Consider the following 26508-nt stretch of genomic DNA (forward strand, 5'->3'; position numbering starts at 1 on the left):
AAGCCCGTCCCGGCCAAGCCCGCCGCCGACGCCACCACGGCGCCGGCCGCACCGGCCGCACCCGCCACCAAGGCCCCCGCCGCCCCCCCCCCGGCGCCCCCCCCCGCCCCCCCCCCCCCCCCCCCCCCCCCCCCCCCCCCCCGGGGAGCCTCCGCCCCGTTCGGGGCGGGGGCGGGGTAAGGACTCCTTACCCCACAACTTGCTCCGCCAGGAGCCTGATCACGGTCACTCCCCGGTCCCGGCGTGGTGCCGTCCCGATCGGTGGCGGTCACCGGCTGGCCTCGGTGTCACGCCGGCGGATCTCGCGGACGAGGTCCTCGACGAAGTCGATGGCGAGGACGGGGTGGTGAAGGGTCCACGGGCGGGAGTGCGAGGTCCGCCAGACGCTCCGGATGCCGTCCGGACCGGTTTCGACGCGGTAGAGGTGGCCACGCCGGTGGAGAACGGCCAGCCAGGAATCCGCCTCCGTCCAGGCGGTGGGGGTGCTGCGCATCAGCGGCTCCGGTTCGGTGAGGATCCTTGCGGGGGTATCGGCCGGGGTGACCTGGTCGGTCACCCCGGCCGGCGGGGCGTCGGTCAGTCCCGGTCAGCGATGACCTACTGACCGTGCTGGGGCCGGAGCTGGGCCATCAGCTGGGTCAGGGTGTCGTTGGACAGCGGGATCCGCTGATCGCGGATCGCCCGGCTGACCACCTTGCGGGTCAGCTTGCCCTCCTCCTGAGCTGCACGACGGGCTATGGCCAGCAGCTCCTCGGTGTCCAGATCAGTACGGCGGTCACTGGTCAGCCGCTCGGCCCGGTCAGTGACCTGGGAGCCGCCCGTCCGACCGGCGGCCACCGGACGGTTGGTCACCGGACTGGCGACCGGGTTGGTGGCGGCCGGTCGGTCACCCACCGACCGGTCGTTGTCCGGGCGACCGCCCTGGTCGGCAGCCTTGGTCAGGCTGACCGGGCTGACCCGGGTCACGCTCGCCGGGGCGACCGCGTTGGTCTTCGCGAGGCGGCTGACCGGCTGACCGGCGAGCACGGTCCGGCTGACCGGAGAGGCAGTGACCGAGCCGCTGTCCGGCTGACCTGCCGTACGGTGACCGGCCTCCCTCCTGCCGGTGTCCGCGGTCCTGGTCAGGGGCGCCGGCAGGTCGCTTCGGACGATCGAGCCGAATGACCGACCGGGGTCAGCCCCGGCCGCTCGGTCACCGCGGTCGTCCGGGTCGGTCGCGGTGACCGGTCCGCGGGCGATGAGGATGTAGAGGTGGACGGCACCGGCCAGGGCGAGCGGGGCGATCGTCGACAGCACCGCGACCACCGTGTCGCCGAGCCGCAGGCCTCCGTCGGCGGCATGCAGCTGGTTGAGCCTGACCGCGTGCAACGCGTTCGCCCACAGGCTGGCGGCGGTTGCTGAACCGAAGAGCAGCCACACGTAGGCGCGGGCCCGGAGCTGGGCGTCGCGCATCACCAGCAGCGCGCGCACGCCGTAGGCGATGAATCCGTCGACGACCAGGGGGAAGAGGTAGGTGAGCAGGCCTCGGACGTGGATCGCGGCGGCCATCTGCTGGAGCGCATCGTAGGACAGTGCGCATCCGGCCGTGCCGAGGGCGATGACGACGGCCCGGTCCCAGCCGGTGACAGGAGTCGAGGCCGGTCCGACTGAGGTGGCGCTCATGCAGCCGCCCCGAAGTCGTGGCGGCCGAGGCCGGTGGTGGTGCTTTCCACAGCCGAGGCGGTGCGGGCGGCTTCCTCGGCGATCTGCCGGTGGCGGATCGCTCGTCGGGTCTCACGGTAGAGCTTGAGCGCGTGCTCCTCTGTGATCTTCAGGAGCCGGGCGAGGCGCTCGACCGTCATTCCCTGGCGGTACCCGGCGAGGACGACGGCGCGGCGTTCGGCCTTGGTGAGGTGGACGTCGCGGCCGGCCAGGGTGGCGTTGACCCGGCTGTAGTCGAGGCGGTTGGCCAGGTTGGTGTGCAGGGGTTCGCGTTCCTGCTCGGTGAGGCCGCCCCTGATGCCGTGGGTGTCGCCCGCTTCCAGGGCGGCGTCCAGGCAGGCGCGGCGCACGGGGCACTGGGCGCACAGCGCCTTGGCGGTGGCGATCCTGTCGGCCTCCTCCGGACCGGGGAAGAACACCTCGGGATCGACGGGGTTGTGCTCGGTCGGGGAACAGACGGCCCGTTCCTGCCAGGTGTGGTCGCCGAGGGAGCGGTGGCGGACGGGGATGGTCGTGGTGCTGGTCATGCGGGGGTGCTCCGATCGCTCTCCGCGCGCAGGGCGGCGCCGGCGGAGAGGTGCGCTGGGTCGGTGAGGGTGTGGCGGCACGCCAGGAGCGGCCGGGGCGTCGGACGTTCAGGCGGCGCGCTGCAGGCGTCTGCGGTCGACCGGCTCGAACTCGACCCGGGTGGTCATCTGGGCGAGCCGGGAGGTGACGCGGTCACCGAGGTACGTCCTGAGGTCACTGATCCGCAGATTGGTGGTGATCAGGGTCGGCAGGCAGTGGTTGTAGCGACGGTTGATCAGCCGGTAGGTCTGTTCCTCGACGAACTCGCTCGACTTGGCGGCGCCGAGGTCGTCGAGGATCAGCAGTGGCACCCGGCTGTAGGCCGCGAGCACCCGCTCGGCGTCCGTCCCGGCACTCGGCCGCAGCTCGGCGTACAGGTCGGCGGCGGCGGTCGCACGCCAGCGCACGCCGATGCCGGCCTGCACCAGGGCGCGGACCGCGCCGTACGCCTCGTGGGTCTTGCCCGCGCCGACGACTCCGGCCATCAGCAGGCTGGGGCCGGTGGCGAGTTGGCGGCGGGCGCCGGTGCTCGGGGCGACGGCCTGGGCGGCAACCTGCCGCACCCAGGCCAGGACCTGCGGGTGCTCGGCCACCGCCTCGCGGTAGCGGGGAAGCATCCCGGCGGACAGGGCGTCCAGTGCCGAGTACGGCTCAGCGTCGTCGGGCAGGGCGTCGACGGCGGCTCGGTCGATGCCCCGGGAGGCCAGGATCCGGGCCATCCGGTCGAGGACCGTGGCGCTGTCGGCGAGGGTCTGCGGGTCACGGCTGGGGCGCATCACAGCTCCTCGGCGTAGGCGGTGGCGGCGTCGACCGGGTTGGTCCACGCGTGGTGGGCGGGCACGTTAGGCCGCAATCCCGGCCGGGCCAAACCGGCGCTTCCTGCGTTCATGGCGTCGTTGACCAGGCTCGGCAGACGGGAGGGGTGGCCCTGGATCTCGGCGAACCGCCGCAGCCCGGCCCGGACGTGCTCCGCCGCGATGCCCTCGGCGAGCAGTGCCTTGGTGACCTTGCCGAGGTGGCCGATCACGCTGCCTGGAGGCCGCTCGGCGCAGGCGGCGACGTACTCGCCGACGAGTTGGTTGGCCGAGACGCTCGCGTCGGGCGCGTCGCGCCCCGTAGGGAAAGAAGATCCAGGATCCAAGATCCTAGATCCAGGCGCAGAGGGCTCCGGGAGGTTTCGGGGAGCCTTCGGCGAATCCTCGGCAATTCCCTTCTGACCTGCGGTTTTCTTCTGGCGCTCGACAGGCTGCTGCTCGATGTCGAGCAGGGTGTCGAGCACGGCGGCGGAGGTGGGCAGAGCGGGGGCGGGAGGCGCCGACAAGGGCTCGACGGGCCGAGCGAGGGCTCCCGAAAGGTCCGCCGAACCGTCGGCGAAGCCTCGGGGAGCATTCGCCGAGGACGCCGCGACGCCGACGGGCTCGGCATGCGAGGCAGCGGCGAGCCGGGTGCACGGGCCCTTGCAAGGGCCGCACCGCTCCGGCGCGCAGTGCGGGCAGCAGGGCAGCCGGGACAGGCTCGGCTTGTCGATCTTCTGGTGGCGGTCCCACGTGATGTAGTGGAGGTACCGCTTGCCGTCGCAACCGGTGTACCGGTGAATCAGCCCGACGCGCTCCATCTGCATGAGGTGGTCCTCGACGTCGACCGGTGTCTGGTCGGCACGCACCACCCACAGCTTCCCGTAGATGACCGCCGCGTGGTCCTTGTGACGTCCACGGTCGTCGCACTCGGTGGCCAGGCCGAAGAAGGTGCGCTCGGCGTAGATGGTCAGCTCGGCGAGCGTCTCGGAGACATAGGCCTCGGGCTTGACCGGCCGGATCCGCGACATGTCAGCGGCCCCTGGTGGTGGCGCCGTGGCTTCCGCCGGGGACGAGCTGCCCGGTGGCGAGGTCCAGGGTGTGCGGGCGGGACCAGTCCGCGTCCGGCCAGGTCCGCAGGACCCAGCGTGCGGCAATGCCGGCCTTGATCCGGCTCAGCCGGATCGGAGTGCCCTCCGCGTTCGTCGCGCGGGCGTAGGGGTGCGGCCACTGGGTGGCGGGATCGTTGAGGCTGACACGGATGGCGGTCGCGCCTGGGATCATGCCTCTGAGCTGCACCGCGAGGCGGCGGTGGCGGCCTGTTTCCGGGCAGGCGAGGGTTCCGCTGGGCATGGCGAGCATGCGATACTCCGGCTGTTCGTAGGAGCGCGCGGCGGTTCTCTCGTGCAAGGAAGTCCCGCCGCTGCGTGGTGGTGAATCGGTGCCCTTCGGGGCGCCGGCCCGGCGTCCAGGAGTTGGTAGCTCCAGGGCGCCGGTCGCTTTTCCGGTCCTCGCGGACCGGGACGGTGAGGTTGCCCTCCCGTCGTTGTTCGCCGCCTGCTGTGGCGGCGGGAGCACGACCATAGGGGGACCGGGCTCACAGATCCAGCCCGTTAACGGCCCTCCTGACCAGGCATGACGCGCTCTGCCTCGTCGGCCCCAACCCCCAGAGCGTCCAGTGGCTCCGCTCGGCCATGACTACGGCGGGTTGCCGCGGAAGCGGTCGAGGCGCCGGCAGGACGTGGCAGCACGTCCTGCCGGCGCCTCGACTGCGCTCTCACTCGCGGTGACACCTGTCCCGCGTGGGTGACCTGGCCATGCCGGCCGACCCAGCCACTTACCGTCACCGCGTTTGCTGAGACATCGTGACTTGACTCCCTATCAAACAATCTGCGCAGGTCTGATCCGCAGGGAGGACATTAGGTTTCGACGCGGATATCGGTCAACAAATTCGAGGTATCTACGCGGGTAGCAGGACGCAATTTTCAGGGACTGAGAAACGATCTTGATTCGACCATCGATGAACGCTCCGCAACCAGGCGTGCGGGGCGACCCACCACGATCCACCTGCCCATTTCACGGTGAGCGAGCAGCCGATCGCAACTACTCAGAGCGACGTGACCAATACCACTTGATACATGATCTTGGAATCCCACATAAGCTCTCCCCTATACGCGCAGGCGGAATCGACCGCTTCCCTGCCAGGTATATTCCATGTCCGAAGCGCCGCAAGGGCGTGATGCTTCGTCAAGAAACCACCATGCAACATTTAGGGTTTAACAACATGCGAGCCATTGCTGTGAGGCAGTTCGGCGGTCCCGAAATGCTGGAACTGTGCGACATGCCCGAGCCGGCGGTCCGTCCCGGCCACCTGAGGCTCCGCACCCGTCTGGCGGGCGTCAACTATGCCGACATCCACCTGCGCGAGGGCACGTACCCCGCTCCGATGCCCTGCCCCTTCATCCCCGGGAACGAGGTCCTCGGCACCGGCGAGGACGGGCGCCGCTTCGTCGCGCTCGGGCGCGGCGGTGGCTACGCCGAGACCGTGTCGGCCCACAAGAAGCTGGCCTTCGAGGTGCCGGACAGCGTGGGCGACCACGACGCCATCGCGCTCATGCTCCAGGGCAACACGGCCTGGCACCTGCTCAACACCGACCTGCGCCTGACCGCCGAGGACACCCTCCTGATCCCGGCCGCCGCCGGAGGTGTCGGTTCCCTCGCCGTCCAGCTCGCCAAGCGCGCCGGCGCGAAGGTCGTGGCCATGGCCGGCACCCAGGCCAAGCGCGAGATCGCCACCGCCCTCGGAGCCGATGCCGTCGTCGACTCCTCCACCACCGAAGGCCTCACCGAGCGAATCGTCGACGCCGCCGGCGGACACGTGACGGCCGCGCTCGAAATGACCGGTGGAGACGTCTTCCACTCCACCCTCGACGCCCTGACGCCGCGCGGACGGCTCAGCGTCTTCGGAGCCGTCACCGGCGTCAACGGGCTCGTACCGATCACCCAGCTCGTCGCCGGGTCCAAGTCCGTGACCGGTTTCTGGCTCCCCAGCCTCTACCCGTCGCGCACCCACCTCAACGAGTCGATGAACGCCCTGTTCACCGCCGTCGCCGACGGCTGGCTCAAGCCGCTGCGCGGCCGCAGCTACCGGCTCGGCCAGGCCCGGCAGGCACACCACGATCTCGCCGCCCGTCTCACCACCGGCAAGGCCGTCCTCGACCTGGACAGCTGACCGCCCCGGTCTCCGATAACCCTCGCCCGCCCGCACCACGCGGGACCGCGGCAACCGTGGTCGCGTCCTCGGTAGGCGCGCCAACCCTCAAACGGAACCACCAACCATGACCAGCACCGTGAACGACAGCGTGCCAGGGCAGCGCCGGCACGTCGCACCAGCGGGCCGCCCGGCCTCTTCCCTCGCTGCTCGCGCCTACGCCGTCCAGCAGGCCTTCACCCGCCTGCCGGGCGAGGTCCACGCCCTGCGCGAGATCGCCGACGCCGCCGGGCTGGACCGCGCCACCACCCACCGCATCCTCCAGACCGGCGTCGCCGACGCCGACGGCGTCTTCGAACAGGTCGGGCGGGGCCTCTACCGGCTAGGCACCGCAACCGCCCGAGCCGGGGTCCAGGCCATGGCCCACACCCCCAACGCCGCCTCCACCCACCACTTCCTCGAACGGCTCAACCGCGCCACCGGCGGCCTCGCCCTGTTGTACGTGCTCAGCCCGCTGGGCGGTGCCCGCCGCCTGTGCACCGACTACGTGCTCGGTGACCTGGACCCCGCCGAGGTGGGCATGACCGCTGAGGACGTCGTCTCCGTCTCGCGGTCGCTTCGCACCGGCGCGTCCGGGCGGGTAATCCTGGCCCACCTGCCCCGGAGCATCCAGGACCAAGTCCTCGCCGAGGAAGTACCCGCGACCGCCGGCCCCGGCGTCATTCGCGACAACGACGCCCTCGCCGCCTCGCTCGCCGAGATCCGACAGCTCGGCTTCGGCGTCGGCCGCCAGGAGTGCATGGCCGGCTGGGACTCGGTGGCCGCGCCGGTCCTGTGGCGAGACTCGATCATGGGCGCCGTCCTCATGCTCAAGCCGAGCAGGGAAATGCCCGCCGACCTGCGACCGCTGATCTACCACACCCTCAGGACCGCCGAGGACGTCAGCCGACTCACCGCGACACCACTCTCCGCCGTCGTGTAGGCGCAGCACTGCCCGGCGAATGCCGACGCTGCCGCCCCGCGATTGTCCCGCGGGGCAGCAGCGATCGACGAGGAACGCCTGGGCCACTGCTCGCTGCCCGACGCGCCGTCGAATGGTCGAGTTCCTGGCGACCCCGGGAAGTGCCGACCCCGAACAGGCCCAGGCCGGAGCGCCGGCGCGACCGTCACCGAACTGCTGCGCCACGCGGTGGGGGCGGACGTCCAGGCACAGCGCAGCATCGCTGCCCAGCTGCTCGTCGACCACCGCGGGCCGCAGGCCGCCGCCGGGGAGGAGCTGGGGATCAACAGGTCGACGCTCTGTGAGTTGTTGTCCGGTCGGTAGGTGCAAGGGCGGCGGCGCATGCTGCGACTAGGCAGTCAAGGCTGTCGACGACGGGCGTGAGCGGGGCAAGGGCGTCGCGCAGGACGGTGAGGTCGGTGCAGCCCAACAGAACGCCTTCCGCGTCGGGGACGTCGAGCAGTGCGGTTCGCAACGCGTCCAGGTCGATCGCCTGGAGGTCGCCGCCCACGCACTGTTCGAGCAGCTGGTCGATGCCCGCTTGCCTGGGGGTTGGATCAGTTCGATGCCGTGACCGTTCGCGGTGGCGTAGGCGGCGCCGTTGAGGCTCGTTCCTGTTGCCAGCAGAAGGACGCGCTTGAGTCCGTGTGCTGTGGCGGTCTCGATGGTCGCTTCCACCATGTCGATGAGCGTGAGGGTCCTGCCGGTGAGCAGGGGGTGCAGAAACGGGTGGAAGGAGTTGCAGGGCATCGCGATGGTCGTGCAGCCGGCGTGTTCGAGTGTGTCCAGGGCAGTGGTGAGCAGGTCGGTGATTTGTGCCCTGTCGGGGTCGGTGAGGTTGCCGGCCAGTACGGCCAGTTCGAGGTCGACGGGCATGGGCAGGCTGTGGATCACCAGGTCCGGGGATGCTCCGGTGCGGCGGCGGACCTGGTCAATCAGGCTTCGGTAGAACTCGACGGTTGCCACGGGGCCGACGCCGCCGATCACGCCGAGTCGCTGTGCGGGTGGCTTCACGTTGCTTCACCTCGGGGGTAGTCGGGGGTGCTTGCGCTCGCGTGCGGGCTCGCTGAACTACCGGTGGGCGCCGGCGAATGCGGTTCGGGCGAGGGGGAGGTCGGTGTAGGGGGTGTCGAGGAGGGGGCGGCCGAACATACGGGCGCCGAGGTGGCGGTAGTAGTCGTCGCGCAGCCTCCACATCGCGCCGGCGAGGATCGACAGCTGGCGGGGCCGGTGCTGTGCGACGGCGGTGGGGTCTACGGACTTGGCGGTCTGGAGGACGTCAATGGTGGTGTCGGTGAGGCCGGTGGTGCCCATGCGGTCCCAGATCAGGCACAGGGTGGTGGTGTAGCGGGCGCGCTCGTCGGTCAGGAGCAGGCCGGCGTAGGCGAGGAGCGCGAGCTGGTAGGCGGCCATGACGTCGGCGGCCGCGGGGGCGAGGCGCTGTAGTTCGTCCGGGAGGTCTCCGGTCGCGGGGGCGAGGAAGCGGGCGATCAGCCGGATGAACAGGTGGTGGGCGTGGTCGTGGCCGATGCCGAGGGGCCGGCCGCGTTCGCGGTCGGTGACGAGCTTCTCGACCCGGGCGGCCGGCAGGACCGGCTCCCACTGCGTGCGTGCCTGAGTGCTGAGGATGTCCTTGTGGCGGGTGCAGCCGTCGACGCCGGCTGGGGCGAGGGCGCGCAGGGTCTCCAGGAGGAGTTTGCGCAGCAGATGGTCGTCGGTGTCGTGGCGGTGTTCGGGTTCGGTGCCCGGCATGAGGTAGGTGGCGAGTTGGTGGGTGATGACCTGGAGGGAGTCGTTGGGGCCGAGGTCGGGGGTGGGGATGGTGGCGGGTGCGATGGTGCCGGTGAGCGGGGAGCCGGCGGCCAGGGCGAGGTCGCGGGCGAAGTGGGAGCGGGCGTGCGGGAGGTCGCTTCGGTACAGCGGCCAGGCGGTGGCGGTGATCTGCGGGTAGAGGCGGGTGAGGTGGTCGGTCAGGCTCTGGGCGGTGGTGGTGCCGTCGGCGCCGTCAGGTAGGACGAGAGCGAAGTCGATGTCGCTGCCGAGCTCCCAGCGGCCGTTGCGGTTGGTGACGGCGGCTTCGCCACGGCCGATCGACCCGGACACCAGCAGTGTCGTGCCTGGGGCGGCGCGTTCGATGTGGTCGGCCGCCCGTCGGAAGAGGCCGTTGAGGTGTGCCTGGGCCTGGTCGCGGGCTTCGGCGGCGATGGAGACGGTGTGGTCGAACGCGGGGATCATCGTGGTCTCCCAGATGTGTGAGGTGGGCGGGGTCGGCCGGCGTTCGGGGGCGGGTTGGAGGGAGATGGCCTGCTATCGTCCGCAATGTGCCGCCCCACCGGCTAACTGTGTTGGTGTCAGAGGGATTTGGGAGCTAATACGTGAATAGCGATGGCGTCGAGCACCTTCCGCGGCGGGCCTTCCGGTTGTTGGTGACGGGTGGTGGAACGGGCGGTCACACGTACCCGGCTCTGACGGCCCTGCGGGCTCTGGAGCGGCGTCTGGAGGCTTCGGGGCGGTCGCTGGAGGTGCTGTGGGCGGGGACGGCGGACGGGTTGGAGGCCCGGGTCGCCGCGGCGGAAGGGATCGAGTTCGCGACGGTCGCCACCGGCAAGATCCGGCGTTCGAGCAACCCGTTGAAGATGGTGTCGCCGGCGAACATCCGGGACATGGGCCGGGTGCCGCTGGGGGTCGCTCAGGCCCGGTCGCTGATCTCCCGGTTCGCTCCCGACGTGGTGCTGGCGACCGGCGGCTACGTCGCGGTTCCGGTGGGCGTGGCGGCGAAGATGCGCGGCTGCCCGCTGGTCATCCACGAGCAGACGGTGCGCCTGGGGCTGGCGAACAGGACGCTGGCGCGGCGGGCGACGCGCATCGCGGTGTCGTCGGAGTCGACGCTGGCGCTGCTGGCCGACGGGGTGCGTCCGGCGGCGGTGGTGACCGGCAACCCGGTCCGGCCAGAGGTCCTGACCGGGCATGCGTCGAAGGCGATCGAGGCACTGGGCCTGTGGTCGTTCGACCAGGCCAGGCCCACCGTGTACGTGACCGGCGGCGCCCAAGGGGCGCAGCAGATCAACGACCTGGTGCGGGAGGTGCTGCCGTGGCTGTTGTCCCAGGCGAATGTGGTCCATCAGTGCGGTCCGAGTCATGAGGCGGGGTTGCGGCAGGCGGCCGCGGCGCTGCCGGCCGAGCTGGCAGGCCGGTATCTGGTGACTGGGTTCCTGGGTGCGGAGCTGCCGGATGTGCTGGCGCTGGCGGACGTGGTGGTGTCGCGGTCCGGCGCGGGGACGGTCGCGGAGCTGACCGCGCTGGGGAAGGCGTCGGTGCTGATCCCGTTGGGGACGTCGGCGGGCAACGAGCAGGAGCACAACGCGCGTCATCTGCAGGACAGCGGGGCGGCACTCGCGCTCGTGGGCGAGGCCACGGGCGGCGCGCTGCGCGAGGCGGTGGCTCCGCTGCTGGCCGATCCGGCCCGGCGGGCCGACATGGCGCAGCGGGCCCGCTCGCACGGTCGCCCGGATGCCGCGGAGCGGTTGGTGGACCTGCTGCTGTCGGTGGCCGCGGGCGGCTGAGGGCCGGTGGGTGGTGCGGCCGGTCCGCCCTCTCGGGGGCGGGCCGGCCGCGTCGTGATGTCAGGGCAGGTAGGGGGCGGCGCCAGCTTCGATGATGGCGGCGCTGGCCGCGAACTCGCGGGGGCCCTTGCCCATGGGGTCGGGGACGTCACTGCCGTCGGCGAGGTAGAGACGCAGCTTGTGCTCGTTGCGGGGCCCGGCGATCGGGTGCAGCTGGTCGAGGACGGAGCGGTCCATCGCCAGGACGAGGTCGGCCCAGGTGATGAGGGGCCGGTCGACCTGGGTGGGGTGGTGGTCGGTGAGGTCGTAGCCGAGGTGGGCGGCCGCGGTGATCATGTCGGGGTGGGCGGTCTTGCCGACCCACATGTCGATGAGGCCGGCGGTGCGGACGTCGAGGGTGGGGCCGGCCTTGGTGGCGAGGACGGCGCCGGCGAGGGGGCTGCGGCAGTAGTTGCCGAGGCACACCGTCAGGATGCGTCGGGCGCGCACGGGGGTGGGGTTGGTCATCGGGGGGCTCCGGTGCTGGTGAGGGCCTGCTGGAGGGCGGTGGTGACGTGGTGGATGTCGTCGTCGGTGAGGTGCTGGTGGAAGGGGAGCGTCATGATCTGCTCCCCGAGGCGTTCGGTGTCGGGCAGGGGCCGGTGCCAGGGCGTGAACGCCGGCTGGGTGTGGTTGGGCGGGTAGTGCACGCCGACGCCGATGCCCTGTTCGTGCATGTGCCGCCAGATCTCGTCGCGGTGGGGGACGGTGATCGCGCACAGGTGGGGGACGGAGTGGTCGACGTCGACGTCGACCAGGGTGACCGGCAGGTCGGCGAGTGCGGCGCGGTAGGTGCGCCACAGGTGTCGGCGGGTGGTCTCGGCGGTGGCGAAGTGGGCGAGCTGGACGGTGCCGATCGCCGCGTTGATCGCGGACATCGGGTAGCGGAACCCGGCGCTGGTGACCTGGTAGGTGGTGGAGGCGGCCCGCTGGTCGGCGCTCGCGGTAATGCCGAGCAGGCGCAGTTCGCGCAGACGGTCGGCTTCGGCGGCAGTGCGGGGGATGACCATGCCGCCCTGGCCGCAGGTGAGGTTCTTGATCGGGCCGAAGCTGAAGCAGGTCAGCTGCCCGGTGGCGCCGACGCGGCGGGTGCCCTGGTAGGAGCCGAAGGCGTGGGCCGCGTCCTCGATGACGGTGATGCCGTGTTCGGCGAGGTGGGGGTGGATGGGGCCGAGGTCGATGGCGCGGCCGCCGTAGAGGACGGGCATCACCGCGACGGTGTCGGCGGTGACGGCTTCCAGCAGCGTGGTGGGGGTGACGCAGCCGGTGGCGGGGTCGACCTCGGCGAAGCGGGGGTGGGCTCCACAGGCAAGGATGGCCTGGATGCTGGCGGTGAAGGTCAGGGAGGGCACGATCACCTCGTGGCCTCGGCCGATCCCGGCGGCCACGAGCGCGGTGTGCAGGGCGGCGGTGCCGGTGGCCACGGCGACGGCGTCGGGGACGCCGAGGAAGCGGGCGACATCTCGTTCGAAGGTCTCGGTGACGGCGGTGTGGCCGTAGTGGCCGCTGTCCAGGACGCGGGCCACGGCCTGGTGCTCGGGTCCGTACAAGTAGGGGCTGGCGTTGCGGGTGGCGTCGGGCCGCTGGAGCGCCGGGCTTGCGGTCATCGGGGGGTGTCCTTCCATGCGGGGTGGGTGGCGCGGTCGCCGGTGGCGAGGGTCTCGATGTACTTGGTGAGGAAGACGCCGGGCCGGTAGGCGAGTCGGCTGTGGTCGACCGGGTCGCCGAACAGGCCGTTGACGGCCTGGCCGACGAGGTCGGCGCCGGCGGCCTCGCTCAGGGCGAATCCGCCGGCGACGCGTACGTTCAGCTCGGTGATCAGGACGCGGTGCGGGCCGTCGTCGGTGATGAAGCCCTGGACGCAGCACAGGCCCTGCGCGCCGACCGCGGCGAGGGTCTGCTCGACGCGCTCGGCGACCTCCTGGTCGTGGAAGGTGGTGGCCACGGCCGCGAGTCCGGCTTTGACCAGGTCGCGGTGGCGCAGGACGGCGGAGGCGCGGGAGGTGCGGTCCACGACGCAGTCCGCAGTGAACTCGGTACCGCGGACGCGTTCCTGGATCAGCGGCTCGGGCACCAGTTCGCACAGCACACGGGCCTGCTCTCGCGTGTGGCAGAAGAAGACGTTCTGCGCGCCGTGGCCGCGGCGGGGCTTGACGACGAGCGGACGACCGTCGTCGGGGACCGTGTCGAGCTGCTCGGGCAGGTAGATGCGGGGGGCGGGGATGCGGTGCGCGCGCAGGGCGGCGTCGAAGGCGGCCTTGTCGAGGCAGGTCTCCACCGCGCTGGGCTGCGGCAGCCACAGGCGCACGCCGGCGGCGGCCAGGTCGTGCTCCAGGTCCAGCAGCGGCGCGAGGTCGTTCTCGATACCGACCATGATCGCGTCGGCGGCCGTCTCCCGGCACAGCCGCATCATCGCCTCGCCGTAGCGGGGGTCGTCGGCGCGCGGGGTGGTGCGGGCGGTGACGCCGGGCAGGAGCAGGCCCGGGGCGAGCGGGTGGGCGTCGGTGGCGATCACGTGCTGGCCGCGGCGCTGGAGGGACCGGGCAAGGTCGAAGCCGGGGTTGGCGCCCATCCCGGTGACGACGATGCGGCGGGGTTCGGTCGTCATGCGGTCACTTCCCTGCGTAGGTGGGGACGGCCTCCGCCGGCAGCGGCCAGCGGGCGGCGTGGTCGCGGTACCAGGCGACCGTCGAGGCGAGGTGGTCGTGCAGCGGCCGGCTGGGCCGGTAGCCGAGGGTGCCGGCGATCTTCGACCAGTCCATCGCGTACCGCTCGTCGTTGGACTGGCGGTCGGGGATGTGGCGCACGCTCCCGGGTCCGGCGCCGCAGGCCCTGAGGATGAGCTCGGTCAGGGCGACGGTCGTCAGGTCGGTGCCGCCGCCGATGTTGTAGACCTGCCCGGGCACGCCACCGAACAGGACGAGTTCGATGCCGGCGCAGTTGTCCTCCACGTGCAGCCAGTTGCGCACGTGCTGGCCTCGGCCGTGGATGGTGACCGGCTCCCCCTGCAGCAGGAGGGTGACGAACCGCGGGATGACCTTCTCCGGGTGCTGCCGCGGCCCGAAGTTGTTCGAGGAGCGGGTCACGCACACCGGCACGCCGTAGGTCTGCCGGTAGGACAGCGCCACCAGGTCGGAGGCGGCCTTCGACGCCGCGTAGGGGACGGTGGGGCGCAGCGGGGAGTCCTCGGTGGCGCAGCCGGTGGGCAGCGGCCCGTACACCTCGTCGGTGGAGACGTGGACGAACTTCTCGATGGAGGCGTGGCTGGCGGCTTCGAGGAGGGTCTGGGTGCCCGTGACGTTGGTGGTGAGGAAGCCCCTTGCGTCGAGGAGGGAGCGGTCGACGTGGGATTCGGCGGCGAAGTGCACGACGGCGTCGTGGCGCTGCATGAGGCTGTCGACGAGCGGGCGGTCGAGGATGTCGCCGTGGACGAAGTGGAGGTGGGGTGAGTCCCACGCGGCGCCCAGGTTGGCCGGGTTGCCCGCGTAGGTGAGGAGGTCGAGCACGGTGACGCGTTCGATGTCCGTGCGCTGCAGGAGGCGGTTGACGAAGTGGGAGCCGATGAAGCCGGCCCCACCCGTGACAAGAATCTTCTGCACGGTGGGTACTCCTCTGCTGGGAGTGGTGGGGAGCCGGGCGGGCGACGGTGAATTGCCCGCGTCTGCGACCGACCAAGCTGATCCCGCCAGCACTCAGGCACGGAGAGTGACCGACGGTGGGGCCGAGGCATCTGTCCCATCGACCGGAAGGCCATGAAAGCGCGGACCGGGGAGCCGCCAACACCCCAGATTTGTCGGCATTTTGGGCGCGTGATTCACCCATTCGGGTCGTTCTTCGACGCGGCCGCCCGCTGCTACGCTGACCGCCCTTCCTCAACGGAACGCCGATGCCCGGGGGGCCACAGTGGTCAACGAGGCGCTGGTCACGGCCAGAACGCTGAAGGAACTCACGCAGGAACAGGTCGCCGAAGCGGTCCAGGACCGCATACGCGAGCTGATGATGCGTCAAGTCCGTTCGAACACAAAGCCGGTCAGGCCGACCTCGTTTGACGCCAAGGCCGTGAGCCGGTTAGAACGGGGAGAGGTCACATGGCCCGGGCGCGACGTCCGGGACGCCCTGTGCTACGTACTCGGCGTGACAACCCCGAGCGCACTGGGGCTGTACTCCAAGAGGGCCCAACCGCTCGCCGAAGGGGTGAGGACCTCGCACCGCCGTACCCTCCTCGCCGGTTCACTCGCCGGCCTCGTTCCCGTCCCGTCCCTGGCCCCGTTGCCGGAGCGCCTCGGCATGGACGACCTCGCCGCCATCGAGGAACGCGTCCACGCCCTCAGCGCGCTGGACCGTCAGAGCGGCGGCGCCCCCGTACGCCACTACGCGCTCGACGAACTCGATCGCACCCTGCGCCTGACCAAGGCGTCCATGCTCCCGGGCGTACGCCGCCGACTGTGCGCGGCAGTCGCCCACCTGGCCAACCTCGCCGCCTGGTCCTCCTTCGACGCCGGCCACGGCGCGCACTCGCGACCTGTCTTCCACCTCGGCATCGACGCCGCCCGGGAAGCCGAGGACCCGGACGCCCTGTGCCACCTGGCCACCAACCTCGCACGCCAGGAGATCCAGGAACGCAACCCCGCCCAGGCCCTCACCCTGACCGCCATGACGGCCGGCGCCGCCCTCTCCCCCGCCGCGCTCGCCATGGTCGAAGCGGTCAAGGCCCAGGCCTACGCCCTCCAGGGCGACGAAGGCCAGCTGCTGCGCCGCATGAACAACGCGGAGACGCTCTTCAGCAGGTCCACCGACCCGCACAGCGGACCACGGTGGACCTGGTCCATCACTGCGGAGAAGCTGAACAGCGACACCGGCTACGCCCTGTACCTCGCCATGGTCACCACCGGCAGGCACGCCCCGGACCTAGTTCGGACCCTGCGCGAGGCCGAACAGCGCACCGACCCGTCCCGTGCCCGGGTGAAGGCAATGGTCTCCACCCGCCTGGCCAGCGCCCTCTACGCGCAGGGCAAGCGCGAGGAGGCCGACCACTACGCGGCGTCGGCGTCCTCTCTGGCGTCCAGCGTCAGCTCCGCCCGGCTCGACCTGGCCCTTGCCGAGATGCGGACGATGGCGACTGCGGCCTGACGCCTGCCGCGCACCCCTGCCGGTCGTCGACGCACCGGCAGGGGTGCCGGCCGGGCAGCAGGTCGAGGGAGTGCAATGCGTGGACCGCACAGACGCTGCCCCCCACCCCGAGCCGCCGTCCGAGCTGGTACAGATCGGTCTTGATGGTGTTCTCGCTGAGGAATAGCCGCTTGGCGATCCCGTCTACGGTAAGACCGCGAGCGCGCAGCTCGACGATCCACAGCATGCGACCGGTGATCCCCCCCTCAGGCGGCAGGATGCCGGGAATCGGCGCGAGCAGGCCCACACGACAGCCGATGTCCACGGCCTGAATCCGGCCGGCAGCGCCGAGGCCCTGATAGAGGCTGAAGATCCGACGACGTACGCCGACTTCGGAGATCCCGGTGCCGGTGGCGATCTCCGGATTGCTCAGCCCGGTGGCGATCATGGTGAGGACACGGTGCCGCTCGGCGTCCAGGTCGATCCGGTGACCGCAACTCGGGCAGGGCCGGCCGCTGACAACGTGGGGCCCGGTCACGACATCGATCCGAGGGTCGCCCGGGCACCCGTGCGGCAGCCGCACGGGTGCCCGGATGGAAGGCGCCTGAGCCCGTGCAGAAGGTAGACGGCGTGGGCGGCGTTGCGGGCGCCGATCCGGACCTGGAGCAGACGTACCTGCCCGTTGACGGTGTGCCTGCCGATGCCGAGGGCGAGCGCGGCTTCCTCGTGGGTGAGGCCGCGGGTGATGGGCTCGAAGGCGCGCAGCTGGCCGCCGGTGACCCGGGCGGCCGTGAACGGATCGCCCGGGGGCGGGGTTAGCAGGCCGGTACGGCAGGCGATGTCGACTGCCTGGACGGTGGTGGCCGCGCCGAGTTCCCGGTAGGTTGCCCGCGCCAGCCGGCCCACTGTGCCGATGCTCGAACGGAGACGGCCCGCGATCGCCTTGTGGGCGAGGCCTTCGGCCAGCAGCGCGAGCGGCCGGTGGTGCCGGCCGCTGAGGGTGAGCGCCGCACCGCATCGCGGGCAGGGCCGGGCAACCGGCGGCGCGGCAGCGGCCCCGGAAACGGCGCCGAGGGGGCACCGGACGGTGGCCGGCGCCACGGTCATAGACCGCCGGCCAGGCACGCCACCGTGGGCGCCCGCATCCAGCAGGGACACGACGGCCATGGTCTCCTTCTCAGTAGGAACGGGACTCGGCTCCGGGCACCCCGGTACCAGGGCCACCGCCGGTCAGTACGAGCGCACGGTCGCCGGCGTCGAGGTCCAGGCTCACTCGGGAGCCGACACCGGCCGGAAGGCTGGTGCCAGTGGGCGGCCGACGCGCGGGCCCGGGTTCCCCAGAGCCCCGGGAACGCGCGCCGGGCCGCTTTCTCTGCCGCCACCGCGTTGCTCCCCGGGCGGCAGAGGTTCAGGTCAGCCGGTCGCCGTCTCCGCGTAGGCCTTGGCGAGGACCGTGGGGTCGGTGCCGGTGATCTGGGCCATGGTGGGCAGCTGGCCGGGGTGAGTCAGCAGATGCAGGACCAGGTCGTGGCCGCCGAGGTCGTCGAGCGCGGCCACGAAGGCCTCACCGATGTCGTACGGGCCCCGCCGCCCCTCGTGCTGGCCCTGGCCCAGGGTCCACAACAGGCTCGGCTCGGGCTCGCCGTCGATCCGACCGACCACGGCCTGGCCGCAGTATTCGACCATCGCCCTGCGCTGAACCCACTGGGCGTGTCCCTCGAAGACCGGTTGTGAGGCGATCATCTGGTCCTGCGGCAGGCCGGCGGCGAGGGCACGAGCGCCGGAGGCCAAGTGCTCCCAAGGCATGGTCGGCCAGACCAGCAGCTGGCCAAGGTGAGCCAGCTCGTGGGCGAACGCGCCGACCAGGTTGCGGTCGGTGGCCCGAAGGGCCGAGAGGACAGCGGGTATGACGACCAGCTCCACACTGCCGTCCAGGCGATGCGCGACCGCTGCCCTGACGCCCGGCCACGACCTGCCGGCGTTGGTCCCCATGGCAATGCGGCCCGCCTCGACCTGGCCCAGGAGCACGTTGCGCTCGGCGGAGTCCGCGCCGAACTCTTCGGCGGCACGGCGGCCGCCGGCCTCGGCGTGTTCGGCCATCAGGTCGACGAAGCCGTCCGGGTACACCAGGCGCACGGTGATACCGGCGGGCAGGGGCAGGCCGGAGTGGCGTTCGGCAAGGGGCGCGGCGAGGTTGAGGAGGCGGTCGACGCGGTCGCGCACCGTGGTGGTGGCGTCGGCGTCGTTGTGGAAGGTGAAGGTGGGAGTCACGGTGTCCTTCGCTCTGGTGGTGTGGCGCCGGCCGGTGGTCGGCGCCAGGGTCGGTGGCCGGCCGGTACGGGCTCCCGGGCCGGGCTGAGTTCGGCACCGGCGGCCCGCTGCTTGGAGGCGCGCCGGGGAGCGGGTTCGGCACGGGTCCAGTTCCGCTCGGCGGCGGCCAGGGCGTGCAGTCGCATCGCCTGGCCGGCCCCGTAGGTGGCCGTCTCGTTGGCGGCGTCGGCCGCCGGCCGCGCCTGCAACAGTTGCCTGCTGGCGCGCAGCGCCCCACAGACCCGGCGCAGCAACTCCAGTTGTCGGTCGGGGTCCTCGTCGGCCAGTTCGATACCGGCGATGGCGTCGAGCCAGTCCGCGCACGTGCTCAGGAAATCGAGGGCGTCGCGGGCCAGTCCCAGGTGGACACCGACGCGCGCCAGCTCGCCGCAGGCCTCGGCCAGCTGTTCGGTCGACGGCGTGAGGAGTGTGGGGGCGCCCCAGCGGCGCAGGTCCGCGGCGATGCGGCTTCGCGCCTCGTCGGTGGTCAACCGCGGCAGGTGCCCGTCCTCGGGAAGCTCCGGCGCGACCCCGGCCCCCAGGCTTGCCGGTGTGGCCGCCTCGTCGTCCACTCCCACCCGTTCCGTCCCTCTGGCTCGCGTTCCGACTGTTCTGCTGCGTGGTGGCGGGGCCCGGACCCCGACCGTCAGTCCGGGCCCCGCCTGTTGTGCCGGCCGGCAAATCGGCCGCCATGGCCCGCCGCCGCGTCCCCTCCGGGCGCGACGGTCGGCCAGACGCACGTCTCCCCGAAGGAGTCACGGGAGGACGGCGGCGCTCGCGGTGAACGTGGCGTGCCCACGGGGGTGGGGCACGCTGTTTCTCCCGCGGCCCGTCCGCTGTCGGACGGGAACCCCCGGTCCTGGCGGCCGAGTCAGAGCCGCTGATCGACCGCCAGGAGTCACAAGCCGGGCCGGAGCCCGATCACGCCGAACCGGCGGCTCTTCGGCCGGCGGCGAAGAAGCCGGCGACCGCGCTCACCGACCCGGGTCCGGCGGTCATAGCGGTCACGGCGGCGCCGCTGTCCGCGGGGTCCGTGGCGAAGTGGGCGTACTCGGCGGCCACAGCGCCAAGCACCGTCCGGATGTCCATGAGGCGACCGATGCCGTCGGGCTCGACCACCCAGACCGGCGCCCTGCGCTGCTCCACGGCCCGGACGGGCGGCGGGCACAGCAGCGCCCCGTCCCTGAGCAGCCGTACCCCGGGCTGGTCGACGAGCATCGTGGTCGGCGCGACGAGGAACTCGACCGTGCCGCGGCCGACGCTGTGCAGCACGGGTCCGATCGGATCCAGCCGCTGCACTGCCCGTATCCCGAGCGTGGCACTCACCTGCAGGGCCGCGAGGTGTTTCAGGGGGATCTCGGCCAGGTCGCCGGAGTGCCAGGTGTCCAGGCAAGCGACCGCGTCGCGGTGGAAGCCGGCGAGCCAGCGCAGCCCGGCGAGGTTGGCGGGCGGGATGGCGGACGGAACTTCGTGCTGTCGCGTGCTCTTCACGGGGAACTCCTCAGCGAATCGTCCGCGGCGAGAAGAACCCTCGCCCACACCTTCTTGGCCGTGGGGGTCGCCGCCACGTCCATGTCGTCCGCGAGCTCGCGGACGAGGATCAGTCCGCGGCCGCTCTCCCCACGGGGGACAGAGAGCCTCGGCAACGACAGGTCCGGGCGCGCATCCAGGACCTCGATCCGGCAGTCGCCATCGATCTCCTGGAGCCGCAGATCGACCGTGTCGCCCGGCCGGCTCGCGTGCCGGATGGCGTTCGTCACCAGCTCCGAGCAGATGGTGACAAGGTCGTCCGCTCGCTCGCCTTCCCATCCCCACTCGGTGAGCACCGAGCGCACGGCTCGGCGCGCCATGGCAACCATCGTCTGCGTCGCCTCGAGGGTGGTCCCCCACTGGCGGAGACCTGATCTCGGCTGCTTGACGGCCACCATGTGCATCGCTCCCGTCATCAGGAGCGTCTGCGCGCCCCGTTCTTGGTCCGCTTGCGGGGATCAACAGTGGACTGGTTATCGGGACATAACCACCGCCTAGGCAGGGACATATGGCCCTCGTTCAGGTGACACGACGGACAGAGTGCGGACAGTTCGCCAGCACTTCTCCATGGCCTCTGTGATCAGCGGCCCAGTGGTGGTAGGCAAGGGGACGAAGGTAGTTCGCAGCTGGGGCGGCGGCCCCGAAGGGACCGCGATGAGCACACTGTTCGATGTCTTGGTCTCTCAGGCGAGGATGGACTTCCGTAGCTTCCTCGCCGAGTACAAGCAGGTCGCGAGGGCTCTCTACCAGGAGAGCAGCGATCTCGCCTTCAGGAACGCCACTCTGACGGAGAAGAGCTTCGGGCGGTGGCGTGCGGGCGATGTATCCCGGCCCCATCACCCGACTCCCGCGATCCTCAAGCGCATGTTCGACATGCCCGCGCACGAACTCCTCGCGCCCTGCACCGACGAGCAGGTCCGAGCGCTGCAAGCAGCGCCGGCTCCTGTGCTCGATGAAAGAGAACTCGCCATGACCGCACGAGACGCCCGGGCCCACGCGGCCGACGCGGCCTCACAGTTGCTGCCCGACCTCAGCCTCGACCAACTCGAGGACGACCTGGTGCGCCTGGTCCGGGCCACGAGTCTCACACCACCCCACGTGATCTTCATGCAGGCGAAAGAGCTTCTCGGTCTCGCGACAGTGATGTTGGACCGTACTCAGGTGTTGTCGCAGCGGGGGCGCCTGTTCCTCGTCGCCGGCCAGGCATCAGCACTGCTGGCCGCATGCGCGTTCGACCTCGGTTCCATGCCGAACGCCTTCGAGCTGACGCGGGCAGCCGCCCTGTACGGCCAGGTCGCCGAACACGGGCCGCTTCAGGCCTATGCCCACGGCTACCTGGCCGTGCTGTACTACTGGAACGGCAACCCCGCCCAGGCTGTCCGCCAGATCGAGCAGGCGCAGTCCTTCCCCGGCGTCGGTGCCACCGGTACGGCACGGCTCTCCGCGATCGCGGCGCGCGCCTACGCGCACCTCGGCCGCGCCGAGGAGGCCCACCAGGCGATAGAACGCAGCGTGGCCGACCGCGGTCCCGCCGTGGACGATCTTCACGACAAGGTGGGCGGCGAGTTCGACTTCAGCGTGGAACGGGTCGCGATGAGCAACAGCTCCAGCCTCCTGCTGCTGCGGGACGGCGCCGGGGCCGAGGCCTCGGCCCGGCGGTCGTTGGAACTGATCGCGGCTCGTTCCGCAGGCTCCAGCCCGCTGGTCGTGGCTCCCCAGGCCGGCGCAGATCTGGCCACCGCCTTGTTGATGCGCAACGACCTGGACGGTGCCGCTGACGTTCTCCGCCCCGTCTTCAGCCTTTCCCGGGAGTGGCGCGGGGCAGGCCTCACCGTCCGTGTGAACGCGATCCGGGCCGAACTGGCGTCGCCGACCTTCCGCAGCGCGCAGCTGGCTCGGGACCTCGCGGAACAGATCGACGACTTCACGGTGGTCGCTGCACCGCAGATCCTCGGGCCCGGCCCGGTGCGGCTCGCCGTCGACCCACGGACCGCCTAGCGGATGCTCTCCAGGATGGCGTTCTCCTTGGCCGGGTCGATGCCGTGCCTGTCCCAACGCCGATGAGGTACAGGCAGGTTGCCCTGGCTCAACCAGGACCACGTGTCGGCGACGGTCTCCACGAGCGGCCGGCCGCGGAAGCCGGCCGCGACCGCCGTTGACGAGTCGATGACCGAGACGCCGGGGTGGGTCCACCACAGCGGGAGTTCCGTCCACTGGCGCAGGCCGCTGCGAAGCAAGACCTCGTCCTTGACCCACACCAGCTCTCCGGAGCTGCCGGTCACGTCCAAGCACGCCTGCAGGAAGCCGCCCATCGTCTCCTGGCCGGTCGGTGCGGCGATGTTGTGGACCTGGTGACCGACGCGCAGGGCCTGGTCGAGCGCGAACGCTGCGACGTCCCGGACATCCACCGGCTGGATGCTCCTCGCGGGATCCCCGGGCGCGAGGATTCGGCCGCCGTGTTCGGCCCGTCGCAACCACCACGGCAGCCGCCCCACGTACTCCCCCGGTCCGAGGATCACGCTGGGCCGCAGAAGGCTCGTGCGACTGAGGCCGAACGTCTCGATCACCGCACGCTCGGTGCCGGCCTTCCGCCGCCCGTAGTAAGGATTGACGCCCGACGCTCCCTCCGGCGGCTGGCCGTATTCCGGGCCGGCGTCAGCCGGAGCCTCCCACACCGGCGAGTCGGTAATCAGCGGCTCGGTGGGCCACCCCTCGTACACCGCCACCGTGGACACGTACACGTACCGGCCGGCGACCGGTTCCAGGGCGCGGGCGCCGGCGAGTACTGCTCGCGGGTAGAGCGCAGAGGCAGAGGTATCGATCACCGCGTCCCACGGGCCGTGCGCTGCCAGTCGCGCGAGGTCTTCAGGTCGCTCTCGATCGCCGTGCACAGCGCTCGCGCCGGGAACGGGACTTCCAGACTGCCCGCGCGTGAACGTCGTCACCTCCCAGCCTCGCGTCAGGGCATCACTCACGACTGCCGGGCCCAGGAACCAGCCTCCGCCCAGTACAAGGATCCTCATGCGGGCGATCCTGCCAGTCCGGCGCCGCCGCGCCCAGCAAAGCCTTGAGCTCGCTACCGCGCTACCACTCCCACAAGAGATCGAGGTAACAATCCAAGGCCAGCTGGAGCCGGGCCTCGCGGCCGTTTCACCAAACCGCTCGAATCGCCGTGATCGCGGAGGCGCCTACCCGAATGCTGCTCTCGATGATCGACTGGCAAGGCAAGGTGATCCGCAGCAGCTCGGCACCGCCTCCGGCCACCCGTAGAGTCTGACCATTGCTTGCCTCTGCCTGAAATCCCAAGGCAGTGCTCACGCCGCATTCAGGACCGCGAGGCCGAAGTCTTCGAAGCCGGCTGGCTCGCGGTGCGTTGCTTCGAGCAGGAGGTCGGGCCTGAGAGACATCAGCTCCTGACCGAGGAGACGAGTCTTGTCTGGAAGGCTCTGCGAGCGAGGACCCGGCAGGGCGCATCCACTCCCTCAGCCGGATCCCGACCGGCTACTGCCCGAACAGCTACTGACTTCGGCTTTTCAGGGTGGTAGGTCGAGGGAGAGGCCGGTTCCGGTGAGGAAGCCGTCGAGGACGTCGGGGCGGTACTGGAGGCGTTTGAGTCGGTTGCGGACGAGGGTTGCGCGCCGGTCGAGGGCGACGCTGGCGAGGTTCGCGAGGCTGTGCTTGACTGCTCGCACTCGGCCAGGGCCGTGTGCATCCGCGCGGAACATCCGGCGACATGGACCGCCGAGAGTGCTCCCGGTGGGCCCGTGTGTAGCCCCAGGGCTACACACGGGCCCACCGGCGCAGAGTGGGTCCAACGTGCGGCGGGCGGGGTTCGGACCGGCACAGCCGAAGCGGGGGCTCTACAGGCCTTGGGCTCTACAGCGCCCAGCTCGCCCTTGGCGGAGGCCCTGGCCGCGGCCCGGGTCGGTGCCCGCACGCTCGTTGCGAGCCGTCAGAGGAGCGTGTAGACGCCGGCGTCTACACGCGGCTCGCCCTCAGTGCCCTCCCCGATGGGCGGGCTCTTGGTGGGGGCCGGGGGGAACGGTGCTGGCACGTCGGCCAGAGGCTGCCCGGTAGGCGACGCCTTGAAGTTCCGGAGGGCGCGGTCCAAGCCCGCAACTTCCCTCGAAACGACAAGTTTTGGTGTTTTCAAGACCTCGGACACCAGCTCGATGTTCTCGTCGATACACCCCTCGGTGGGCTTGTCGGGGATCTTCCACTTGTCGTCGGCCGGGTAGAACTCAGAGTTGGCGCCACTGTCCACGAGCGCGACGGGGCCGATCTTGAGCTGTTGGCCGCCGTCGTGCTCAAGGACGACGTCGACCACGCCCAGCCACGGCGACTTGCCAAAGGGGATAGTCGGCACTCCCACCGTGAGCATGAGGCGGTCGTGCTTGTTAGCGGTCACCTCGTAGCTGATCTCCTTCGTGAGCGTGAAGGGCTTCGCCGGCGGTACCGGCTGCTGACCATCGGGGATCTTGAACTGGTAGTTCACCGAAACGGCCAGCGGGCCGCCGACAGCAGCGCACGATCTCAGGGACTGGAGGCGGTTGAAAGTAATGCTGGCCTTCGTGACCAACGAGGTGCCGTTGGCGATGTTCCCCAGCGTGATGTCGATGTGGGGACCGCGAAGAGCCACCTTCGTTCGCGCTGCGTTCTGGACAGAGGCGTCGTATTCCTCGCCGTCGATGCCTCCCTCGATGTAGGCCGAGACCTGCGACACTGCGAGGTTGGACTTCAGGTCCGGACCGCTCCGAGCCAGGTCGTTCGAGGTCTTCGACTCCCGCTCGATCCGGAAGACGACGAAGCCCACAGTTACCGCGGCAGCCAGGCCCAGGGCGATACCGGTCCTGACGAACCGGTTGTGCTTCGCCCGGCGTTCGGCTTCCTCAGGTGAATCCAGAACAATGTCGCCGTTCTGGGTGACGTTCTGTGTGGCGTTGCCGTAGGCGTTGTTGGCCTGAGAGCTCGGCTTGTCGGGGCTGCCCACTACTGGATCCGGGACTTGTTGCCGAACACGATGTCGCCGGCCTGGGTGATGTTCTGCGTGGCGTTGCCGTAGGCGTTGTTGGTCTGGACGAAGGACTTCTGCGCCGCGGGGACGGCGGCGCGGACCTCCTCAACCAGAGACCGGAGGTCGTCCTCGAGCTCCGGGTTCTCCTCCAGGAGCTCGGCCAGCTTCTCTGTCCACCGGTTCTGGAGGGACGTCCGGACGCGTTCTTGCTGCGGTTCGGCCGCCTGGTCGAGCTCCAGCAGGATGCGATCGAGCTGCACCGAAACGCGCTGCTCGTCCCGGTCGTCGCCTCGGCCGAGCAGTCGGGCGACCCTGCCCTTGGTACCCTGCCAGATGTCCGTTGCCGCCGCGCTGACGACGGCGGTTCCGCCCGCCGCTGCCAGCTCCATGAGTGCGTCCGTCAACACCGCTGATCTCCCACTCCGTTGAGGGATGCGCGAGCCAATCCAGCCCGCCGTGCAAACAAAGTAATGCATGGTCAGATCCGGAGGAGTGGACGCCCAAAAGCAGACCTGGCGGCGTGCGCGCAGGGCGGCTGATCCGGGTGAAAGGGTGAGGCCCACAGGCTGGCCTTCGTGCGCGTAGTCGTGCCGCTGGCGGACCGCTCGTGCGCGCAGGGAGTGCCGCGCTCCGGACCTGGCTATGCTGGTCGGAAGCGCCGCTGGCGATAGGCCGGGCCACACTCCACGTACAGCCTGGAGACGGCCCATGGACCCGTTCGAGCCCCCCGAGAACTCTTCCGCGCTGACCGACGACGGGCTCGGCGCGCTCCTGGACGCGGCGACCGCCCTCGATGCCCGCTCCGCTCGCAGCAACATCATCACCACCGACCTGGGCGAGCTGCGGGCCCTCGCGGCGGGCGTCGCCAACATCCAGGCCGAGCAGGCCAACCGCATGGAGGCGGCGCAACAGGCCGCCGCCGAGATCGACGCCCTCGCGGCGCAGGTGCGCGGCGAGTCCCGAAGGAGCCCGTCGTCGACCCGGAGCCGGTCGTGGAGCCGGAGGCCAAGGCGACCGCCTCCGACGAGCCCGAGCCCGAGCCGGATGTCACCGCGGTGGTGGCGCCGCCCCGCCCGACGCTGGACCTCGGCGCGGACAGGACCCGGCAGCGACGCGTCCTCCCTTACTGACTTCGGCGCTTCGGGGTGATTGGCCTGTTCGCGTAGCTGACTGACCGTCATTTTGACACTATGCCGTAGGTATGCGCTATGCGGATGGGGGCAGGCTGACGGCGAAAGGTCGGCAGCGCCGCGAGGCGGTGCGGCTGGAGGCCGCCGGGTTGTTCGCCGAGGGGCTGGGGCCGCCGGAGGTCGCTTGCAGGCTGCGGGTGAGCTCGAAGTCGGCCTACCAGTGGCACCAGGCGTGGGCAGAGGGCGGGGCGGCGGCCCTGGCCTCACGAGGTGCGAGCGGCCAGCGTTGCAAGCTGTCCGCGCGCTGCCAGGAGAAGCTTGCCGTCTACCTCGACCAGGGGCCGGCTGCCCACGGCTGGGACGAGGACCAGGTCTAGACCGGCGCGCGAGTGGCGACGCTGATCGGTCGGAAGTTCCACGTGTCGTACAACGTCTCGGGCGCCACCCGCCTGATGCATCGGCTCGACTTCAGCCCGCAGGTCCCGGCACGGCGGGCCGCCGAGCGCGACGAGCGGGCCGTGACCGCGTGGAAGGAGTCTC

At 70.9% G+C, this 26508-nt stretch carries 27 protein-coding genes and 2 pseudogenes; 7 read left to right on the forward strand and 22 right to left on the reverse strand.

Features of this window, described 5'->3' with window-relative positions:
* Nucleotides 1-268: 268 nt before the first annotated feature.
* From ACZ3YO_RS24310 to ACZ3YO_RS24335, 6 genes are all read right to left on the reverse strand, one after another.
* A complete protein-coding gene (locus tag ACZ3YO_RS24310; RefSeq protein WP_465572813.1) occupies nucleotides 269-493 on the reverse strand; it encodes a hypothetical protein in 225 nt (74 codons plus the stop codon).
* A gap of 104 nt (nucleotides 494-597) precedes the next feature.
* On the reverse strand, nucleotides 598-1662 hold the full coding sequence (locus ACZ3YO_RS24315) for a DUF2637 domain-containing protein (RefSeq protein WP_465572815.1): 1065 nt from the start codon (nucleotides 1660-1662) through the stop codon (nucleotides 598-600).
* Nucleotides 1659-2228: a WhiB family transcriptional regulator gene (locus tag ACZ3YO_RS24320; protein ID WP_465572818.1), complete on the reverse strand. Its 570-nt coding sequence runs from the start codon at nucleotides 2226-2228 to the stop codon at nucleotides 1659-1661. The genes ACZ3YO_RS24315 and ACZ3YO_RS24320 overlap by 4 nt, the downstream gene beginning before the upstream one ends.
* 108 nt (nucleotides 2229-2336) lie before the next feature.
* Nucleotides 2337-3044, reverse strand: coding sequence for an ATP-binding protein (locus ACZ3YO_RS24325; RefSeq protein WP_465572821.1), 708 nt, complete (start codon nucleotides 3042-3044; stop codon nucleotides 2337-2339).
* Entirely contained in the window at nucleotides 3044-4093 is a 1050-nt protein-coding gene (locus ACZ3YO_RS24330; protein ID WP_465572824.1) for a hypothetical protein, read from the reverse strand. Before ACZ3YO_RS24330 ends, ACZ3YO_RS24325 begins: the two co-directional genes overlap by 1 nt.
* A gap of 1 nt (nucleotide 4094) precedes the next feature.
* Complete coding sequence (locus tag ACZ3YO_RS24335) at nucleotides 4095-4415, reverse strand: transcriptional regulator (RefSeq protein ID WP_465572826.1); 321 nt, start codon at nucleotides 4413-4415, stop codon at nucleotides 4095-4097.
* A gap of 931 nt (nucleotides 4416-5346) precedes the next feature.
* On the opposite strand from ACZ3YO_RS24335, the gene ACZ3YO_RS24340 reads away from it, so the two are divergent.
* The gene (locus tag ACZ3YO_RS24340) at nucleotides 5347-6294 is read left to right on the forward strand and encodes a quinone oxidoreductase family protein (protein ID WP_465572829.1); all 948 of its coding nucleotides are present in this window, start codon (nucleotides 5347-5349) and stop codon (nucleotides 6292-6294) included.
* A gap of 106 nt (nucleotides 6295-6400) precedes the next feature.
* Complete coding sequence (locus ACZ3YO_RS24345; protein ID WP_465572832.1) at nucleotides 6401-7255, forward strand: IclR family transcriptional regulator domain-containing protein; 855 nt, start codon at nucleotides 6401-6403, stop codon at nucleotides 7253-7255.
* 369 nt (nucleotides 7256-7624) lie between these two features.
* Here ACZ3YO_RS24345 and ACZ3YO_RS24350 read toward each other — a convergent pair whose 3' ends face one another.
* The gene (locus tag ACZ3YO_RS24350; RefSeq protein ID WP_465572834.1) at nucleotides 7625-8287 is read right to left on the reverse strand and encodes an aspartate/glutamate racemase family protein; all 663 of its coding nucleotides are present in this window, start codon (nucleotides 8285-8287) and stop codon (nucleotides 7625-7627) included.
* A 57-nt stretch (nucleotides 8288-8344) separates the two neighbouring features.
* Nucleotides 8345-9508: a hypothetical protein gene (locus tag ACZ3YO_RS24355; protein WP_465572836.1), complete on the reverse strand. Its 1164-nt coding sequence runs from the start codon at nucleotides 9506-9508 to the stop codon at nucleotides 8345-8347.
* A 140-nt stretch (nucleotides 9509-9648) separates the two neighbouring features.
* Here ACZ3YO_RS24355 and ACZ3YO_RS24360 point away from each other — a divergent pair, with 140 nt between their 5' ends.
* Nucleotides 9649-10836: a UDP-N-acetylglucosamine--N-acetylmuramyl-(pentapeptide) pyrophosphoryl-undecaprenol N-acetylglucosamine transferase gene (locus ACZ3YO_RS24360; protein ID WP_465572839.1), complete on the forward strand. Its 1188-nt coding sequence runs from the start codon at nucleotides 9649-9651 to the stop codon at nucleotides 10834-10836.
* A gap of 60 nt (nucleotides 10837-10896) precedes the next feature.
* Here the strand turns inward: ACZ3YO_RS24360 and ACZ3YO_RS24365 are convergent, their stop codons facing one another.
* Genes ACZ3YO_RS24365 through rfbB form a run of 4 tightly spaced genes read right to left on the reverse strand, consistent with a single transcriptional unit; the run spans nucleotide 10897 to nucleotide 14474 of the window.
* Nucleotides 10897-11343 carry an arsenate reductase/protein-tyrosine-phosphatase family protein gene (locus tag ACZ3YO_RS24365; RefSeq protein ID WP_465572841.1) on the reverse strand — a complete coding sequence of 149 codons (447 nt, stop codon included), beginning with the start codon at nucleotides 11341-11343 and terminating at the stop codon, nucleotides 10897-10899.
* Entirely contained in the window at nucleotides 11340-12482 is a 1143-nt protein-coding gene (locus ACZ3YO_RS24370; RefSeq protein ID WP_465572844.1) for a DegT/DnrJ/EryC1/StrS family aminotransferase, read from the reverse strand. Before ACZ3YO_RS24370 ends, ACZ3YO_RS24365 begins: the two co-directional genes overlap by 4 nt.
* Nucleotides 12479-13483, reverse strand: a complete 1005-nt coding sequence (locus tag ACZ3YO_RS24375) for an ATP-grasp domain-containing protein (RefSeq protein ID WP_465572846.1) — start codon at nucleotides 13481-13483, stop codon at nucleotides 12479-12481. Before ACZ3YO_RS24375 ends, ACZ3YO_RS24370 begins: the two co-directional genes overlap by 4 nt.
* Nucleotides 13484-13487: 4 nt before the next feature.
* Nucleotides 13488-14474 (reverse strand): dTDP-glucose 4,6-dehydratase, encoded by a 987-nt coding sequence (gene rfbB / locus ACZ3YO_RS24380; RefSeq protein WP_465572849.1) that lies wholly within the window; start codon nucleotides 14472-14474, stop codon nucleotides 13488-13490.
* Between the two features lie 535 nt (nucleotides 14475-15009).
* Between rfbB and ACZ3YO_RS24385 the strand changes: the two genes are divergently transcribed.
* The gene (locus ACZ3YO_RS24385) at nucleotides 15010-16005 is read left to right on the forward strand and encodes a hypothetical protein (RefSeq protein WP_465572851.1); all 996 of its coding nucleotides are present in this window, start codon (nucleotides 15010-15012) and stop codon (nucleotides 16003-16005) included.
* On the opposite strand, the gene ACZ3YO_RS24390 is transcribed toward ACZ3YO_RS24385, so the two are convergent.
* From ACZ3YO_RS24390 to ACZ3YO_RS24415, 6 genes are all read right to left on the reverse strand, one after another.
* The gene (locus tag ACZ3YO_RS24390; RefSeq protein ID WP_465572854.1) at nucleotides 15944-16432 is read right to left on the reverse strand and encodes a LuxR C-terminal-related transcriptional regulator; all 489 of its coding nucleotides are present in this window, start codon (nucleotides 16430-16432) and stop codon (nucleotides 15944-15946) included. The two genes, ACZ3YO_RS24385 and ACZ3YO_RS24390, sit on opposite strands and share 62 nt — an antisense overlap.
* Before the next feature lie 86 nt (nucleotides 16433-16518).
* Nucleotides 16519-17151 carry a hypothetical protein gene (locus tag ACZ3YO_RS24395; protein WP_465572856.1) on the reverse strand — a complete coding sequence of 211 codons (633 nt, stop codon included), beginning with the start codon at nucleotides 17149-17151 and terminating at the stop codon, nucleotides 16519-16521.
* 246 nt (nucleotides 17152-17397) lie between these two features.
* Nucleotides 17398-18255, reverse strand: coding sequence for a hypothetical protein (locus tag ACZ3YO_RS24400; RefSeq protein ID WP_465572858.1), 858 nt, complete (start codon nucleotides 18253-18255; stop codon nucleotides 17398-17400).
* Nucleotides 18252-18872 carry a hypothetical protein gene (locus tag ACZ3YO_RS24405; RefSeq protein ID WP_465572860.1) on the reverse strand — a complete coding sequence of 207 codons (621 nt, stop codon included), beginning with the start codon at nucleotides 18870-18872 and terminating at the stop codon, nucleotides 18252-18254. The genes ACZ3YO_RS24400 and ACZ3YO_RS24405 overlap by 4 nt, the downstream gene beginning before the upstream one ends.
* 343 nt (nucleotides 18873-19215) lie before the next feature.
* On the reverse strand, nucleotides 19216-19785 hold the full coding sequence (locus ACZ3YO_RS24410; RefSeq protein WP_465572862.1) for a hypothetical protein: 570 nt from the start codon (nucleotides 19783-19785) through the stop codon (nucleotides 19216-19218).
* Nucleotides 19782-20222 (reverse strand): ATP-binding protein, encoded by a 441-nt coding sequence (locus tag ACZ3YO_RS24415; protein WP_465572865.1) that lies wholly within the window; start codon nucleotides 20220-20222, stop codon nucleotides 19782-19784. Before ACZ3YO_RS24415 ends, ACZ3YO_RS24410 begins: the two co-directional genes overlap by 4 nt.
* A gap of 256 nt (nucleotides 20223-20478) precedes the next feature.
* On the opposite strand from ACZ3YO_RS24415, the gene ACZ3YO_RS24420 reads away from it, so the two are divergent.
* Nucleotides 20479-21822, forward strand: coding sequence for a hypothetical protein (locus tag ACZ3YO_RS24420; RefSeq protein WP_465572867.1), 1344 nt, complete (start codon nucleotides 20479-20481; stop codon nucleotides 21820-21822).
* Here the strand turns inward: ACZ3YO_RS24420 and ACZ3YO_RS24425 are convergent.
* From ACZ3YO_RS24425 to ACZ3YO_RS24440, 4 genes and pseudogenes are all read right to left on the reverse strand, one after another.
* Nucleotides 21819-22847, reverse strand: a complete 1029-nt coding sequence (locus ACZ3YO_RS24425; RefSeq protein WP_465572869.1) for an NAD-dependent epimerase/dehydratase family protein — start codon at nucleotides 22845-22847, stop codon at nucleotides 21819-21821. The two genes, ACZ3YO_RS24420 and ACZ3YO_RS24425, sit on opposite strands and share 4 nt — an antisense overlap.
* Before the next feature lie 510 nt (nucleotides 22848-23357).
* Nucleotides 23358-23507: pseudogene (locus ACZ3YO_RS24430) on the reverse strand (IS630 family transposase); the annotation flags it as partial.
* Between the two features lie 269 nt (nucleotides 23508-23776).
* A complete protein-coding gene (locus tag ACZ3YO_RS24435) occupies nucleotides 23777-24814 on the reverse strand; it encodes a hypothetical protein (RefSeq protein WP_465572872.1) in 1038 nt (345 codons plus the stop codon).
* Nucleotides 24814-25242, reverse strand: coding sequence for a hypothetical protein (locus ACZ3YO_RS24440; RefSeq protein ID WP_465572874.1), 429 nt, complete (start codon nucleotides 25240-25242; stop codon nucleotides 24814-24816). Before ACZ3YO_RS24440 ends, ACZ3YO_RS24435 begins: the two co-directional genes overlap by 1 nt.
* 304 nt (nucleotides 25243-25546) lie before the next feature.
* Between ACZ3YO_RS24440 and ACZ3YO_RS24445 the strand changes: the two genes are divergently transcribed.
* Entirely contained in the window at nucleotides 25547-25987 is a 441-nt protein-coding gene (locus tag ACZ3YO_RS24445; protein ID WP_465572877.1) for a hypothetical protein, read from the forward strand.
* A 52-nt stretch (nucleotides 25988-26039) separates the two neighbouring features.
* Nucleotides 26040-26507: pseudogene (locus ACZ3YO_RS24450) on the forward strand (winged helix-turn-helix domain-containing protein); the annotation flags it as partial.
* Nucleotide 26508: the final 1 nt, after the last annotated feature.

The sequence above is a fragment of the Kitasatospora sp. NPDC022785 genome, assembly GCF_055561295.1.